At 71.3% G+C, this 14,092-nt stretch carries 14 protein-coding genes and 1 tRNA gene; 3 read left to right on the top strand and 12 right to left on the bottom strand.

The window, feature by feature from the left end:
- Positions 1–37 precede the first annotated feature (37 nt).
- From OTB16_RS05410 to OTB16_RS05390, 5 genes are all read right to left on the bottom strand, one after another.
- Positions 38–538 (bottom strand): MarR family winged helix-turn-helix transcriptional regulator, encoded by a 501-nt coding sequence (locus tag OTB16_RS05410; RefSeq protein ID WP_267718694.1) that lies wholly within the window; start codon positions 536–538, stop codon positions 38–40.
- Between the two features lie 158 nt (positions 539–696).
- A complete protein-coding gene (locus OTB16_RS05405) occupies positions 697–2,043 on the bottom strand; it encodes a GH1 family beta-glucosidase (RefSeq protein ID WP_267718693.1) in 1,347 nt (448 codons plus the stop codon).
- A complete protein-coding gene (locus OTB16_RS05400; RefSeq protein WP_267718692.1) occupies positions 2,040–2,864 on the bottom strand; it encodes a carbohydrate ABC transporter permease in 825 nt (274 codons plus the stop codon). Before OTB16_RS05400 ends, OTB16_RS05405 begins: the two co-directional genes overlap by 4 nt.
- Positions 2,861–3,826, bottom strand: coding sequence for a carbohydrate ABC transporter permease (locus OTB16_RS05395; protein WP_383901222.1), 966 nt, complete (start codon positions 3,824–3,826; stop codon positions 2,861–2,863). The genes OTB16_RS05400 and OTB16_RS05395 overlap by 4 nt, the downstream gene beginning before the upstream one ends.
- A gap of 28 nt (positions 3,827–3,854) precedes the next feature.
- Positions 3,855–5,183, bottom strand: a complete 1,329-nt coding sequence (locus tag OTB16_RS05390; protein ID WP_267718691.1) for an ABC transporter substrate-binding protein — start codon at positions 5,181–5,183, stop codon at positions 3,855–3,857.
- 102 nt (positions 5,184–5,285) lie between these two features.
- Between OTB16_RS05390 and OTB16_RS05385 the strand changes: the two genes are divergently transcribed.
- A complete protein-coding gene (locus OTB16_RS05385) occupies positions 5,286–6,374 on the top strand; it encodes a LacI family DNA-binding transcriptional regulator (RefSeq protein ID WP_267718690.1) in 1,089 nt (362 codons plus the stop codon).
- A gap of 60 nt (positions 6,375–6,434) precedes the next feature.
- Here the strand turns inward: OTB16_RS05385 and OTB16_RS05380 are convergent.
- The 4 genes from OTB16_RS05380 to OTB16_RS05365 all read right to left on the bottom strand — a co-directional run bounded on the left by OTB16_RS05380 (position 6,435) and on the right by OTB16_RS05365 (position 9,378).
- Positions 6,435–6,507 (bottom strand) — tRNA-His (locus tag OTB16_RS05380).
- Positions 6,508–6,605: 98 nt separating this feature from the next.
- The gene (gene orn, locus OTB16_RS05375; RefSeq protein ID WP_267718689.1) at positions 6,606–7,208 is read right to left on the bottom strand and encodes an oligoribonuclease; all 603 of its coding nucleotides are present in this window, start codon (positions 7,206–7,208) and stop codon (positions 6,606–6,608) included.
- A gap of 105 nt (positions 7,209–7,313) precedes the next feature.
- Entirely contained in the window at positions 7,314–8,486 is a 1,173-nt protein-coding gene (locus tag OTB16_RS05370; RefSeq protein ID WP_267718688.1) for a helix-turn-helix domain-containing protein, read from the bottom strand.
- Between the two features lie 376 nt (positions 8,487–8,862).
- Entirely contained in the window at positions 8,863–9,378 is a 516-nt protein-coding gene (locus OTB16_RS05365) for a hypothetical protein (protein ID WP_324290769.1), read from the bottom strand.
- A 240-nt stretch (positions 9,379–9,618) separates the two neighbouring features.
- Here OTB16_RS05365 and OTB16_RS05360 point away from each other — a divergent pair, with 240 nt between their 5' ends.
- A complete protein-coding gene (locus OTB16_RS05360; protein ID WP_267718687.1) occupies positions 9,619–10,152 on the top strand; it encodes a universal stress protein in 534 nt (177 codons plus the stop codon).
- Between the two features lie 97 nt (positions 10,153–10,249).
- Positions 10,250–10,825 (top strand): GPR1/FUN34/YaaH family transporter, encoded by a 576-nt coding sequence (locus tag OTB16_RS05355; RefSeq protein WP_267718686.1) that lies wholly within the window; start codon positions 10,250–10,252, stop codon positions 10,823–10,825.
- A gap of 141 nt (positions 10,826–10,966) precedes the next feature.
- On the opposite strand, the gene glmS is transcribed toward OTB16_RS05355, so the two are convergent.
- From glmS to OTB16_RS05340, 3 genes are all read right to left on the bottom strand, one after another.
- A complete protein-coding gene (gene glmS / locus OTB16_RS05350; protein ID WP_267718685.1) occupies positions 10,967–12,784 on the bottom strand; it encodes a glutamine--fructose-6-phosphate transaminase (isomerizing) in 1,818 nt (605 codons plus the stop codon).
- 35 nt (positions 12,785–12,819) lie between these two features.
- A complete protein-coding gene (locus OTB16_RS05345) occupies positions 12,820–13,095 on the bottom strand; it encodes a hypothetical protein (protein ID WP_030008735.1) in 276 nt (91 codons plus the stop codon).
- A 97-nt stretch (positions 13,096–13,192) separates the two neighbouring features.
- A complete protein-coding gene (locus OTB16_RS05340) occupies positions 13,193–14,083 on the bottom strand; it encodes a DUF4429 domain-containing protein (protein ID WP_267718684.1) in 891 nt (296 codons plus the stop codon).
- Positions 14,084–14,092 lie beyond the last annotated feature (9 nt).

The following is a 14,092-nucleotide window of genomic DNA, read 5'->3' as shown; positions in this document are numbered from 1 at the left end:
TTTCCGTCCCGTCCCTTTTCCTTCCCATCCCCTCCGGTCAGTCGGTGTCGCCCGAGTTCAGGCGCACGGCCTGGGCCCGGCCGACCTCCGCCGCACTGTGCAGGTAGTCGGCGATGACGGTGAGTTCGGCGTCGGAATAGCCCTCCAGTACGGCGCCGAAGGCGCGGCCGGGGGCGTCCCAGGCCGCGCCGATGCGTTCGCGGGCCTCGGGCGCGAGGGTGACGAGGGAGCGCCGGCGGTCGTTCGGGTCGGCGTGCCGATCAACGATGCCCGCCTTGACCAAGCGGTCGACGAGGCGGGTGGCCGAGCCCGAGGTCAGGCCGGTGAGGCGGGCGATGTCGCCGGTGCTGACCGGGCCCGGCTCCCTGTCGAGGAGGGTGACGCACTGCAGGTCGGTGGGGTGCAGGCCGACGTGATCGGCCATCGCCTGGCTGAAGAGCGCGTAGTCGGCGTGGTGCCGCTGGCTCTCGGTGACGATGCGCGCGAGCAGCTCGGCGCGGCTCCACGACTCACCCGTAAGGGGGAAATGCGTTGACATCGACGTCTCCATGCTCCAAATTAATCTGTGTGACGCAGGGAATGCGTCACACAGAATCTGTGTCACATGTTCAGTCTATGGAAAGGGAGACGGCCATGTCGATCCTCGTCCCGACCGAGTCGATGCTTGACCCAGCTGCGGAAGGCCGGCGCCCGCGGTTACATGGCTCCCGTCCGGGCCAGCCGGGCGTACCAGCGGGCGCTGGAGCGGGGTGTGCGGACCTGGGTGTCGTAGTCGACGTGGACGATGCCGAAGCGCTTGCTGTAGCCGTAGGACCACTCGAAGTTGTCCAGCAGAGACCAGAGGAAGTACCCCTCGACCGGGGCGCCGTCCTCCAGGGCGCGGTGGACGGCGGCGAGGTGGGCCTCCAGGTAGCCGATGCGCGCCGGGTCGTGCAGTTCCGGGGCGTAGGCCGCGCCGTTCTCGGTGACCATGAGCGGCAGCCCCGGCGCCTCGCCGGCGAAGCGCAGCAGCAGGTCGTACAGGCCGGTCGGGTCGATCGACCAGTCCATGTCGGTCCGTTCGCCCGGAGGCTGGTGGAAGGCGATGTCGTCCGCGGCCGGCCAGGGGGAGTGGGCCGTGGCCCCGTGGCCGTCGGCGCGCGGGCCGACGCGGTCCGGGGCCGACGAGACCACCGCCGGGGTGTAGTAGTTCACGCCGAGGAAGCCCAACGGCTGATGGATCAGCGCCTCGTCGCCGGAACGCACGAAGGACCAGTCCGTCACGGAGGCCGTGTCCTCCATCAGGTCCTGCGGGTACGCGCCGTGCAGCAGCGGCCCGGTGAAGATCCGGTTCGCGAGGGCGTCGATCCGGCGCTGCGCGTCCAGGTCGGCCGCGGAGCCGGTCAGCGGCCGCACCGCGCTCGGATTCAGCGCGATGCCGACCCGGGCCGTGGACGGCAGGACGGCCGCGGCCAGCCCGTGCGCCAGGTTGAGGTGGTGCGCGGCGCGCAGCGCGTCGGCCGGGGAGGTGCGGCCAGGGGCGTGGACCCCGGAGGCGTAGCCGAGGAAGGCACTGCACCACGGCTCGTTGAGGGTGGTCCACAGCTCCACCCGGTCGCCCAGCGCCTCCGCGACCTGTGCGGTGTACGCGGCGAAGGCGTAGGCCGTCTCCCGCTCCGGCCAGCCGCCGGCGGCTTCGAGCTCCTGCGGCAGGTCCCAGTGGTACAAGGTCAGGCAGGGCCGGATCCCGTGCGCGAGCAGCTCGTCGACCAGCGCGTCGTAGAAGCCGATCCCCCCGGAGAGCACCCGCGGCCAGGACACCGAGAACCGGTACGCCCCCAGCCCGAGCCCGGCCATCAGCCGGACGTCCTCCCGCCACAGCCGCAGGTGGTCCACCGCCACCTCGCCGGTGTGGCCGCCGTACACCTTGCCCGGCGTACGGCAGAACGTGTCCCAGATGGACGGCCCGCGCAGTCCCGCGCCACCCTCGATCTGGAAGGCCGCCGTCGCCGCGCCCCAGAGGAATCCCTCCGGGAACCGCGTTCCGGCATCCGTGTCCGTCATCCCTTCACCGCCCCTTGCATGATGCCGCCGACGATCTGGCGGCCGAAGACCAGGAACACGAGCAGCAGCGGGAGCGTGCCCAGCAGCGCGCCCGCCATGATCACCGACTGGTCCGGGATGTATCCCCGGCCCAGCCCCGTCAGGGCCACCTGCACCGTCGGGCTGCCGCTCTGGGTCAGCGCGACGATTGGCCAGAAGAAGTCGTTCCACGCCATCACGAACGTCAGCATCCCCAGGACCGCCATCGCGGGCCGGGCCGCCGGGAACACCACGTGCCACACGACCCGCAGCGAACTCGCCCCGTCCGTCCGGGCCGCCTCGATCAGCTCCGTGGGCAGCGCCTGCAGCAGGTACTGGCGCATGAAGAACACCCCGAAGGCGGACACCAGCGTCGGCAGGATCACCGCCTGGAGCCGGTCCGTCCACGACAGCTGCGCGATCAGCATGTACAGCGGGACCACGCTCAGCTGCGGCGGGATCAGCATCGTCCCGACCACCAGCGTCATCAGCACCCCGCGGCCGCGGAAGCGCAGTTTGGCGAAGGCGAAGCCGGCCAGCGTGGAGAAGGCCACGGTGCCGGCGGCGACCGTGCCCGCCACGACCACCGTGTTCAGCAGGGCCGTGCCCATGTGGGCGTCGGTCCACGCGACCTGGAGGTTGCGCCACAGGTTCCCGCCGAACCAGAACGGCGGCGGCGTCTGGGCCAGGCGCGTATTGCTCCGCGAGGCCGCGATGGCCGTCCACACCAGCGGGAAGAGCGACCCGGCGGTGAACAGGGCGAGCACCACGTACGTGAGCCGGCCCGCGCGCAGTGCCCTCATCGGGAATCCCCCCGTCCGCGCAGCAGCCGTGCCGCGCCCGCGATCAGCAGCAGGATCAGGAACATCGCCCACGCGATGGCCGAGGCCCGCCCGAGGTGCAGGTTCACCCAGCCTTGCTCGTACAGGTACAGCCCGAGCGTCTGGAACTGGTGGTCCGAGCCCCCCGTGGCGCCCGCCCCGCCGTTGAACAGCAGCGGCTCCCCGAACAGCTGGGTCGCCCCGATCGTCGACACCACGCAGGTGAAGAGGATCGTCGGCCGCAGCGAGGGCACGGTCACGTGGACGAACTGCTGCCAGCGCGAAGCCCCGTCCAGCGCGGCCGACTCGTACAGCTCGCCCGGGATCGCCTGCATGGCCGCCAGGTAGATCAGCGCGTTGTAGCCGGTCCACCGCCAGATCACGATGGTGGAGACCGCCAACTGGGAGGCGAAGGTGCCGTTCTGCCAGTCCACCGCCTCGAAGCCGACCACCGAAAGCGCCCAGTTGACCATCCCGTAGTCCCGCCCGAAGAGCAGCACGAAAACGAGGGTGGCGGCCGCCACCGAGGTCGCGTACGGGGTGAGCACGGCGACCCGGAAGAACGCCGACCCCCGCAGACGGTAGTTCAGCAGGTGGGCCAGGCCGAGCGCGATCGCCAGCTGCGGCACCGTGGACAGCAGCCCGATGGTGACCGTGTTGCGCAGGGCGTTCCAGAAGAACTCGTCGCCCCACAGCCGGGTGAAGTTGCGCAGCCCCACCCACGTCATGGCGTCCGGGTCGGTCAGCTCCACCTGGTGCAGCGCCGCCCAGCCCGTGTACAGCAGCGGGAACAGCCCGAAGGCGGCGAAGAAGAGGAAGAAGGGTGCCACGAAGGCGTAAGGGCTCCAGCGCAGGTCCCACCGGTAGCGGCGCGAGCGCCACACCTGCCCCCGGCGGCCCCCCTCCGCCGCCGGCGACTTCGCGCCGGCGGCGGAGGGGGACAGGACAGCCGTATCGTCCGTCACCGCGGCCTCACTGCTCCAGGGCGTTGTCGATCGCCTTCACAGCGGCCTCCCAGCCCTCCTGCGGGCTGCGGCCCTTCTGGTCGACCTGGAGCATCCCGATGTCCGCCAGGTTCTGCGCGATCACCAGGTCCTTCGGGCCGATCACGGTCACCGGCACCCCCTCCGCCGCCCGCGCGAAGATCTCGCCGATCGGGGCGCCCCCGAAGTACGCGTGCTGCGCGCCCGACACCGCCGGCAGCTTGTACGCGGCGCTCGCGCTCGGGAAGCTGCCCCGCTTCTCGAACAGCTTCGCCTGCTGCGCGGGAGCCGTCAGCCAGGCCGCGAGCTTCGCCGCCTCCTCGGCGTGCTTGCCCGCCTTGGGCACCACGAGGAAGGAACCGCCCCAGTTGCTCGGCTTCGGCGCCGGCGCCACGTCCCACTTGTCCTTGCCGGCCGGACCTGCCTTGTCCTGGATGTAGCCGAGCATCCAGGCCGGGCAGGAGACGGTCGCGAAGTTGCCGTTGGAGAAGCCCTGGTCCCAGGACGGGGTGAACTGCTGGAGCTTGGCGCTGAGACCCTCGGTCGCGAACGAGGCCGCGAGGTCGAACGCGCCGCGCACCGCGGGGTTGGTCTTGTAGACGACCTTGCCCTGCTCGTCGTAGAACCGCTGCGCGCTGCTCCCGGTCACCGCCGCCATCACGCCCGACGCCGAGTCCACGAAGGCCTTGCCCTCGCCGGCCTTCGCCTTGTAGGTCTTGCCCGTCTCCAGGTACTTGTTCCAGTCGCCCGCCCACAGCGCCCCCACCGCCACCCGGTCGGTGGGCAGTCCGGCCGCCGCGAAGAGGTCCTTGCGGTAGCAGATGCCCTGGGGGCCGACGTCGGTGCCGAGGGCGACCGTCGCCCCGCCCTTCGACGTGCCCTGGGCCCACTTCCACGGCAGGTAGGCGGACTTGTCCACGCCCGCCGCCTTGCCCAGGTCCACCAGCTTGTCCGCCTGGGTGGCGGTGATCTCGGCGATGTTGTTGACCTCGATGGCCTGGATGTCGGCGAGCCCGCTCCCGGTGCCCAGGTGGGTGAGGAGCTGCGGGTAGTAGTTCTCGTTCCGCTCGATCGAGGTCTGCTCGATGCGGATGCCGGGGTTCTGCGCCGCGTACTCGTCGTAGAGACCGGCCTCCTGGAGGCCGAAGGCCCCGAAGACCCCCACGGTCAGCGTCGTCTTCGCCTTGCCGTCGGCCGGGGCTCCCGGCTCGGGCTTCTCGGCCGGGTCCTGCGCGCACCCCGCGAGCAGCAGGGCCGCCGCCCCCATCGCGGTGCCTGCTGTGAGAAGGGTTCTTCGGGTTCGGGTGTGGGCTCGCATGTGCATCCTCCCTGAAGGACGAAACGTGCCGGGTGTCGTGTGACACAGTGTGGGAGCGCTCCCACAGTCGTCAAGGGGTAGATTCACAACCGGGAGGAAGCCATGAACGGGCACGGGCGCAGTGGGGGACGGCCGACCCTCGAGGAGGTGGCGGCGCGCGCCGGAGTCGGGCGCGGCACGGTCTCCCGGGTGATCAACGGGTCCTCCAAGGTCAGCGAGCACACCAGGGCCGCCGTCGAGGCGGCCGTGGCCGAGCTGGCGTACGTCCCCAACCGCGCGGCCCGGGCCCTCGCGGCCAACCGCACCGACGCCATCGCCCTCGTGATTCCCGAGCCCGAGGCCCGTTTCTTCGCCGAGCCGTACTTCTCCGACGTGGTCCGCGGAGTCGGCGCCGCCCTCGCCGAGACCGACGTGCAGCTCGTGCTCACCCTGGCCGGCAGCGACCGCGAGCGGCGCCGCCTGGCCCAGTACCTTTCCGGCCACCGCGTCGACGGGGTGCTGCTCGTCTCCGTCCACGCGGGCGACCCGCTGCCGGAGCTGCTGGCCGAGCTGGGCATCCCCACCGTGATCAGCGGCCGCCGCTCGGCCGGCGAGACGCTGCCCAGCGTGGATTCCGACAACCTGGCGGGCGCCGCCGAGGCCGTACGCCACCTCCTCGGGCGGGGCCGCCGCGCGATCGCCACGATCACCGGCCCGCTGGACGTGTACGGAGCCCAGTGCCGCCTGGACGGCTACCGGCAGGCCCTGGCCGCCGCCGGGCACCCCGTCGACGAGGAACTGGTCTCCGTCGGGGACTTCACCGAGGACGGCGGCCGCCGGGCCATGCGCGAGCTCCTGAACCGCCGGCCCGCCCTCGACGCCGTCTTCGCCGCCTCGGACGTCATGGCGGCGGGAGCCCGGCGCGAGCTGCGCGCCGCCGGCCGCCGGATCCCGCGGGACGTGGCGCTGGTCGGCTTCGACGACTCGGTGGTGGCCCGCCACATGGACCCGCCGCTGACCAGCGTCCGGCAGCCGATCGAGGAGATGGGCCGGACCATGACGCGGCTGCTGCTGGACCAGATCGCGGGCAAGCCGCAGCCCGCGGGCGGGCCGGACGGGCGGGGCGTTCCGGGCGGGCTGGGCGCGGTGGGCGCGACCGGCGTGGCGGCCGTCGTGCTGCCGAACAGCCTGGTGGTCCGGGAGTCGTCCTGACCCCGCACCGGGCACGCAGAAGGCCCCGGTCCGCTTTCGCGTACCGGGGCCTTCTCGCAGGGTGAGTGACGGGACTTGAACCCGCGGCCACCTGGACCACAACCAGGTGCTCTACCAACTGAGCTACACCCACCATGTCCGGTCGGATAACCGACCGGCCGAAGAAAAGCGTACAGGGTCCGGGAGGGTGCTCGCTCCACCCTTTCCCGCGCCCGTCTCCGGTGGGCCCCGCTACAGGCCCGGCACGACGTGCTTGGCGGCGATGGTCCGCGCCGTGTCCGAGTCCGGCCCGGGCTGCGGCACGAAGACCGCCTCGCGGTAGTAGCGCAGCTCGGCGATGGAGTCCTTGATGTCCGCGAGCGCCCGGTGGTTGCCGTTCTTCGGCGGACTGTTGAAGTAGGCCCTGGGGTACCAGCGGCGCGCCAGCTCCTTGACCGAGGACACGTCCACGATCCGGTAGTGCATGTAGCCCTCCAGCGCGGCCATGTCGCGCAGCAGGAAGCCGCGGTCGGTGCCGACCGAGTTCCCGCAGAGGGGCGCCTTGCGCGGCTCCTTCACGTGTTCCCGTACGTAGGCCAGGACCTGTGCCTCCGCGTCCGCGAGGGTGGTCCCGCCGGCCAGCTCGTCGAGCAGTCCGGAGGAGGTGTGCATCTCGCGCACCACGTCGGGCATGGTCTCCAGTGCGGCGTCCGGCGGGCGGATCACGATGTCCACGCCGTCGCCGAGCACGTTGAGCTCCGAGTCGGTGACCAGTGCGGCCACCTCGATAAGTGCGTCGTCCGTCAACGAGAGCCCGGTCATCTCGCAGTCGATCCACACCATGCGATCGTTCATGTGTCCCACCTTATGCGGTCCCTTCGGGCCGGGACCGCATATGCGGAAGGTCCCCCATCGGCGGTGACCGATGAGGGACCTTCGCCTGCGTACCCGTTGTGGGGGTTACGCGTGTTCCCGCAGGACGCGGCCCGGGGCGTACATCTCCGTCACCGTCGGGCCCGCGGCGGCCAGGGCCGCCGCCGCCCGCTGGGGCTGCGCCGTGCGCTGGTGCGGCACGGGTCCCCCCGAGAGGTCGGAGACCTGGGACACCTCCGCCTGCGGGCGGCGTGCCCGGTAGGCGGAGCGGTAGGCGGCCGGGGAGGACCCCAGCTGCCGCCGGAAGTGACCGCGCAGGGCGACCGGCGAGCGGAACCCGCAGCGCCCGGCGACCTCGTCGACCGAATAGTCGGAGGTCTCCAGCAGCCGCTGCGCCTGGAGCACCCGCTGGGTGATCAGCCACTGCAGCGGCGCGCTGCCCGTCAGCGAGCGGAAGCGCCGGTCGAACGTGCGCCGGCTCATGTAGGCGCGGGCCGCCAGGGTTTCCACGTCGAACTGCTCGTGGAGGTGTTCCAGCGCCCAGGCCACGACCTCGGCCAGCGGGTCGGCACCGATCTCTTCCGGCAGCGACCGGTCGAGGTAGCGCTCCTGGCCGCCCGTCCGGCGCGGCGGCACGACGAGCCTGCGGGCCAGGGCCCCGGCCGCCTCGCTGCCGTGGTCCGTACGGACGATGTGCAGGCAGAGGTCGATTCCGGCCGCCGTGCCCGCGGACGTGAGCACGTCGCCGTCGTCGACGAACAGTTCGCGCGGATCGACGTGGACGGACGGATAGCGCTTGGCCAGCGTCGGCGCGTACATCCAGTGCGTCGTCGCGGGCCGGCCGTCCAGCAGACCGGCGGCGGCGAGCACGAAGGCCCCCGTGCACAGTCCGACGATCCGGGCCCCCTCCTCGTGCGCCAGACGCAGCGCGTCGAGCGCTTCCGGCGGCGGTGGTGAGGTGATGGAACGCCAGGCGGGCACGACGACCGTGCCTGCCCGGGCGATCGCCTCCAACCCGTATGGCGCGGTCAGTTCGAGTCCGCCGGTGGTCCTGAGCGGACCGTCCTCACCGGCGCACACGAGCAATCGATAGCGTGGAACTCCCGCGTCCTGCCGGTCGATGCCGAACACGGAAAGTGGAATGGAGCTCTCGAAGATCGGTCCGCCGCTGAAGAGCAGCACCGCGACGATCTCCCTGCGGCGACGCCCCGCGAGCTTCCGGCCGGCGTCTGCGACGACGGCGGTGGAATCCTGGCTCATGGCGCTAAGCCCCCCTTGGGTGTCGCGACTCCTTGGTCTGGTCGCACCTGCACGTTTCCCCTCGGCCTTGCACGTGGATCCCCCGCCGTAAATACATGATCGAATCTACTGCGTCCCGTGGTGTCGGCGTGACAAGTTCAGCACGCAGCGCTATGTCGACTTGGCAACTTGGCGAAAAGCATTCGATCAGGAAGCGTTCCACTCCGCTACCCGGGTGGGAAGCGCGCTGTCCGGCCATGGCCAGTACCCGTACGGTCACAGCGCCCCTCGGGCTCCGTCGTCGCTGGTGGTAGGGGGAGCGGGGGGACATTCCGGCAAGGGGGGCACCCTGTCGGGAAGTTGGCTTAAAACGTGCGGGTGTGGGTGTGCGAATGAGTCAGTCCTGCGGGGGCGGCGCATCGGAACCGTGGCAGCCGCGGTGGCTTTCCGTCCCGGAGCGCGAGTGCCGGCCGCGGTGCGCGGACGGCGTCCGCGCCTCCGCCAGGACCCGCGCCGCGGCCCGGTCCGCCTTCTCCGAGCAGCGCAGCATCGCCCGGCACGCGGCCGTGACGACGAGCAGGCCGAGGGTCGCGACGGCGGCCCCGCCGTAGGACGTCCCGTAGACGACGAGGACCACCGGGACGAGCAGGCAGCTGAAGGCGGCCCAGCGCACGACGTCACCCGCGGGGTCGTCGTGGGGGCGGGCGGAGGGGTGTGCGGACGGGTGGAGGGGGGATCGCGGGGCGGGGGTGAAGGACGGGGGCGCGTCGGCGTACGGGGCGGACTGCGTCCGCTGGGCGGGCTGGACGGGGTGAACCGGATGGCCGGGCACGGGCGTACTCCCTGCGGGCTCTTCCTGGACGGTCGGACGCATGTCCAACGCCTCGCGGCGGGGCTCGGTCACTGCGCGCACGGGTGGCTCCGCGCGGACTCGTCACTGGCTGTAGGGGGCAGCGGTCATTGCCAAGGAGCGCTCGCTCCGGCATGCTCCCTGGGATGCTCTCCAAGGGCGGCAAGCCCTGTGCAGGACAGGAGTGTCGCCGTACCCTGGTGGGTACGGGCTTGGGAAGATGCTTCCCGGACAGAGCTCCGTCACACAGTGTGCCACTTTCCCCCTGTTGCTTCCTCCAAAAACCTCCTCGCCGAGACACCCATGGCCGGTCACGAATTCTCCGAACCCGCGGACCGCAAGCGCAAACGCCTCGCCGACCCCGCGTCGGCCGCCGATCTGCGCGCGGTGGAACAGACGCGCCTCCCCTGCGATCCGGCCTTCCGGCACGGGGTCGTCGTGGGATTCGACGGCTCCACGTCCAGTGAGCGCGCGCTCGCCTACGCCATCGGCATGGCGAGACGCTCCGGATCCGGCCTGATCATCGTCCACGTGGCCAACCGGCTGCCCACCACCGTGTGGGCCGGCTGCGAGCCGCCCGTCTTCGTGGACGTGCCCGACCACCGGACCGAAGCCCTCGGGCTGGAGCTGGCCTGTGCGGACTACCTGGCGGAAGTGCCATGGATCCTGGTCGAGCGCGGTGGGGACATCTGCCATGAGCTGGAGGAGGTCGGCCGGGAGTATTCGGCCGACGCCATCGTGGTCGGCTCCACGCACGGGATCGTCGGCCGGATCTTCGGATCGGTGGCGGGCCGACTGGCCAAGCGCGCACAGCGACCGGTTGTTGTCATTCCGTAACCGGCTGTCCGTCGCTTGTGCGGTTGTGCGTCCATGTAAAGGGTAAATAAATGCCGCTGGGACGCAGCAAACAACTGCAGATCGAAGGGAGCCCGCCGTGGACAACGGTGTCTCTGCGGGAAGCACGGCCTCGACTTCGACCCTCGGGCACATCGCCCTGGGTCTCACCCTTCTGGCATTCGGTATCGGCCACACCGGCGTCATCGACGGTGTGAGCGCCGCCAACTCCGTGTCGCTCGCGACGTACGTCGGCGGAATCGCCCTGTTCGTCCTCGGAATCCTCGCGTTCCGTGCCGGCGACGGCTTCGACGGCACGGCGTTCGCGGGCCTCGGAGCCTTCTGGTTCACCTGGGCCGCGGGAGCGGACGGGAAGGTTTCGGCAGACGCGGCCGGAACGTTCCTTCTCCTGTTCGTTCTGCTGGGCGTCACCCTCACCGTCGGCGCCGCGAGCGGGCTGTTCGGACAGGGCGTGTACGGCCTGTTCACCCTCTCGCTGCTGCTCCTGGCGATCGGCGCCTTCGCGGACAGCGGCGTGCTGGGCAAGGCCGCCGGCTGGGTGGCGGCGGTCGCCGGGCTGCTGGCCTGGTACGGGGCCACCGCGGCCCTGGCGCACTGGCCGACGGCGGTCGGCCGGGGCAGGGCCGCGAACCGGAGCGCGGTCCCCGCGAGCTGAGCGCCGCGGCCCCGGCCGGGCGGCACGACGGCTCGGAACGCGGAACACGAACACAGAACGCGGACGCGGAACGGCCCCCGGGGTGGGTGTCCCGGGGGCCGTTCCCTGCGTCATGCCCGGCGCGCGTCGCGGGGCCGGTGGCTACTCGACGGTGACCGACTTCGCCAGGTTGCGCGGCTTGTCGATGTCCCGGCCCAGGGCCAGGGCGGTGTGGTAGGCGAGCAGCTGGAGCGGGATGCCCATCAGGATCGGGTCCAGCTCGTCCTCGTTCTTGGGCACGAGGATCGTGTGGTCGGCCTTCTCCTGCTCGCGGTGCGCGACCGCCAGGATGCGGCCGCTGCGGGCCTTGATCTCCTCCAGCGCCGCGCGGTTCTTGTCCAGCAGGTCGTCGTCGGGGACGATCGCGACGGTCGGCATCGCCGGCTCGATGAGCGCGAGCGGGCCGTGCTTGAGCTCGGAGGCCGGGTAGGCCTCGGCGTGGATGTAGGAGATCTCCTTGAGCTTCAGCGAGGCCTCCAGGGCCACGGGGTAGCCGCGCACCCGGCCGATGAACATCATCGACTTGGCCTCGGCGTACTCGGCCGCCAGCTTCTTGATCTCCTCCTCGCCCTCCAGGATCTCCTGGATCTGCGCGGGCAGCTTGCGCAGGCCCTCGATGATCCGCTTGCCGTCGGTGACCGACAGGTCGCGGATGCGGCCCAGGTGCACGGCGAGCAGCGCGAAGGCCACCACGGTGTTGGTGAAGCACTTGGTGGAGACGACGCAGACCTCGGGACCGGCGTGCACGTACACGCCGCCGTCGGCCTCGCGGGCGATCGCGGAGCCGACCACGTTGACCACGCCGAGGACGCGGGCGCCCTTGCGCTTGAGCTCCTGCACGGCCGCGAGCACGTCGTAGGTCTCGCCGGACTGCGAGACCGCGATGTAGAGGGTGTCGGGGTCCACGACCGGGTTGCGGTAGCGGAACTCGGATGCCGGCTCGGCGTCCGCGGGGATGCGGGCCATGCCCTCGATCAGCCCGGCGCCGATCATGCCGGCGTGGTACGAGGTGCCGCAGCCCAGGATCTTGACCCGGCGGATGCCGCGCGCCTCGCGCGGGTCCAGGTTCAGGCCGCCGAGGTGGACGGTGGAGAAGCGGTCGTCGATCCGGCCGCGCAGCACGCGGTCGACCGCGTCGGGCTGCTCGGAGATCTCCTTGTGCATGTAGGTGTCGTGGCCGCCCATGTCGTAGGAGGCGGCCTCCCACTCCACGGTCTCCGGGGTGGCGGTGGTGGTCGTGCCGCTCGTCGTGTAGGTACGGAAGTCGTCGGCCTTCAGGGTGGCCATCTCGCCGTCGCCGAGGGTGACGACCTGGCGGGTGTGGGCGACCAGCGCGGCGACGTCCGAGGCGACGAACATCTCCTTCTCGCCGATGCCCAGGACGACCGGGGAGCCGTTGCGGGCGACGACGATCCGGTCGGGGAAGTCGGAGTGCATGACGGCGATGCCGTAGGTGCCCTCGATGACCTTGAGCGCCTCGCGGACCTTCTCCTCCAGGGAGTCGGCGCGGGAGCGTGCCACCAGGTGGACGATGACCTCGGTGTCGGTCTCCGAGATGAAGACGACGCCCTCGGCCTCCAGCTTGGCGCGCAGCTCGGAGGCGTTGTCGACGATGCCGTTGTGGACGACGGCGACCTTGTTCTCCAGGTCCAGGTGCGGGTGGGAGTTGAGGTCGCTCGGGGCGCCGTGCGTGGCCCAGCGGGTGTGGGCGATGCCGGTGGTGCCGGCGAAGCGCTTGGGGACGCGGGACTCCAGCTCACGGACCCGGCCCTTGGCCTTGACGACCTTCAGGGCGGTCGCCTTCGGGCTGTTGACCACGATGCCCGCCGAGTCGTAGCCGCGGTACTCCAGTCGCTGCAGCCCCTCCAACAGCAGCGGTGCCACGTCACGCTTGCCGATGTAACCCACGATTCCGCACATACGGTGTTGCCCCTCCTGAAGTCCGGTGTCCGTGCTCAGCCGTAGACGATGCGGCGCAGTTGCCGGAGCGACAGCTCCGGCGGCGCCACGGCGCGGTGCGGCAGTTCCGCCGCGATCCGCTCGAAGATCTCCGCGTTGACCGCTCCGCCGGATTGCAGTTCCCGGTGGCGGCGGCGGACGAACTCCTCGGTCGTCTCGTCGAAGTACGCGAGCACGTCGAGCACCACCCGGGCGGCCTCGCCGCGCTGGAGCGCGGTGCTGCGCACCAGGTGGTCGACGAGATCGTCATGCGACGGACGGCGATCGAGCACCCGTAGATAGTGGCGTCTCGGGGAATCGAATGCAAAGATCCTGCCCGGAATCGGGCAGGATCCTTCTGGTCTGGACCAGCGGAATGGATGGATCCGGTCAGAAACGCCGCAGAACGGACTGTTTGGCGGCCGCGAACTCCTCCGCCGTGAGGATCCCCGACTGGTGCAGTTCGCCGAGCTCGCGCAGCCGGCGCAGCAGTGCGTCGTGGTCCGCCGGGCCCTCCTCGGCCGCCGGGGCCGACGCGGCGGCGGCCGCCAGGGCGGCGGGCGTGGTCTCGGGCGCCGGGGTCGCCGGGTGGGGCATCCGCGCCGCCACCGCCGCCGCGACCAGCGCCATCAGCGGGTCGTTCTTGAAGCCGAACAGCTCCACCGTGTAGGGGTCGTACTTGGGCGGGGTGGCCGTCCCGCTGCCCGCAGGGGCGAAGCGCAGCCAGCCGTTGGTCAGCCCCTTGGACGGGGACCACTCGACCACCCGGAGCTCCGCCACCTTGACGGAGCGGGTGCCGCCGGAGCGTTTGGCCTCTTCCGCCGTCCAGTTCCACTCCAGGGTGACCCTGTCCCCGTCGAAGCCGACCGTCCCGTCGCCCGCGCCCACCGTGATCGGCACGGAGGGCCCGGTCAGCAGGTACGCGTCCGTCGGGCCGGGCTCCACCCGCTCCAGCAGCAGGGCGTTGCGCACCTCGTCCACGAAGTACTCCGCGACCCCGCTGCGGTCCGAGTCCACGGTGAGCCGGTACGGGTCGGAGGCGTCCGGGAGCCGCCCGCCCGTCACCTGGAGCAGGGGATCGGCGCCGTCACGCAGCCGCAGCCGCAACCGCCCCGACCGGCGGCCCGGTTCGTAGCTGATCGCGGCCACCGCGCGCAGCGGGACGGCGACTTCGCCAAGGGTCTGGCGCAGCAGCCCCACCCCCTTGTCGCGGCCCGGAACGATGCGCACCGTGTCCCCGTCGAAGGTCCATGTGCCGTCCTTCTGGATGATTTCCGCCATCCGACGATT

Origin of the sequence: Streptomyces antarcticus (genome assembly GCF_026627255.1) — a bacterium.
GTDB classification, from domain to species: domain Bacteria; phylum Actinomycetota; class Actinomycetes; order Streptomycetales; family Streptomycetaceae; genus Streptomyces; species Streptomyces antarcticus.
Note: the sequence above shows the minus strand (reverse complement) of the source record. Positions and strands in the feature narration are given on the sequence as shown.

What these genes read in the sequence shown, in the direction of transcription:
- OTB16_RS05410 (WP_267718694.1), bottom strand. Translation starts at nt 538, where the DNA reads ATGTCAACGCATTTCCCCCTTACGGGTGAGTCGTGGAGCCGCGCCGAG.
- OTB16_RS05405 (WP_267718693.1), bottom strand. Translation starts at nt 2,043, where the DNA reads ATGACGGACACGGATGCCGGAACGCGGTTCCCGGAGGGATTCCTCTGG.
- OTB16_RS05400 (WP_267718692.1), bottom strand. Translation starts at nt 2,864, where the DNA reads ATGAGGGCACTGCGCGCGGGCCGGCTCACGTACGTGGTGCTCGCCCTG.
- OTB16_RS05390 (WP_267718691.1), bottom strand. Translation starts at nt 5,183, where the DNA reads ATGCGAGCCCACACCCGAACCCGAAGAACCCTTCTCACAGCAGGCACC.
- OTB16_RS05385 (WP_267718690.1), top strand. Translation starts at nt 5,286, where the DNA reads ATGAACGGGCACGGGCGCAGTGGGGGACGGCCGACCCTCGAGGAGGTG.
- orn (WP_267718689.1), bottom strand. Translation starts at nt 7,208, where the DNA reads ATGAACGATCGCATGGTGTGGATCGACTGCGAGATGACCGGGCTCTCG.
- OTB16_RS05370 (WP_267718688.1), bottom strand. Translation starts at nt 8,486, where the DNA reads ATGAGCCAGGATTCCACCGCCGTCGTCGCAGACGCCGGCCGGAAGCTC.
- OTB16_RS05360 (WP_267718687.1), top strand. Translation starts at nt 9,619, where the DNA reads ATGGCCGGTCACGAATTCTCCGAACCCGCGGACCGCAAGCGCAAACGC.
- glmS (WP_267718685.1), bottom strand. Translation starts at nt 12,784, where the DNA reads ATGTGCGGAATCGTGGGTTACATCGGCAAGCGTGACGTGGCACCGCTG.
- OTB16_RS05340 (WP_267718684.1), bottom strand. Translation starts at nt 14,083, where the DNA reads ATGGCGGAAATCATCCAGAAGGACGGCACATGGACCTTCGACGGGGAC.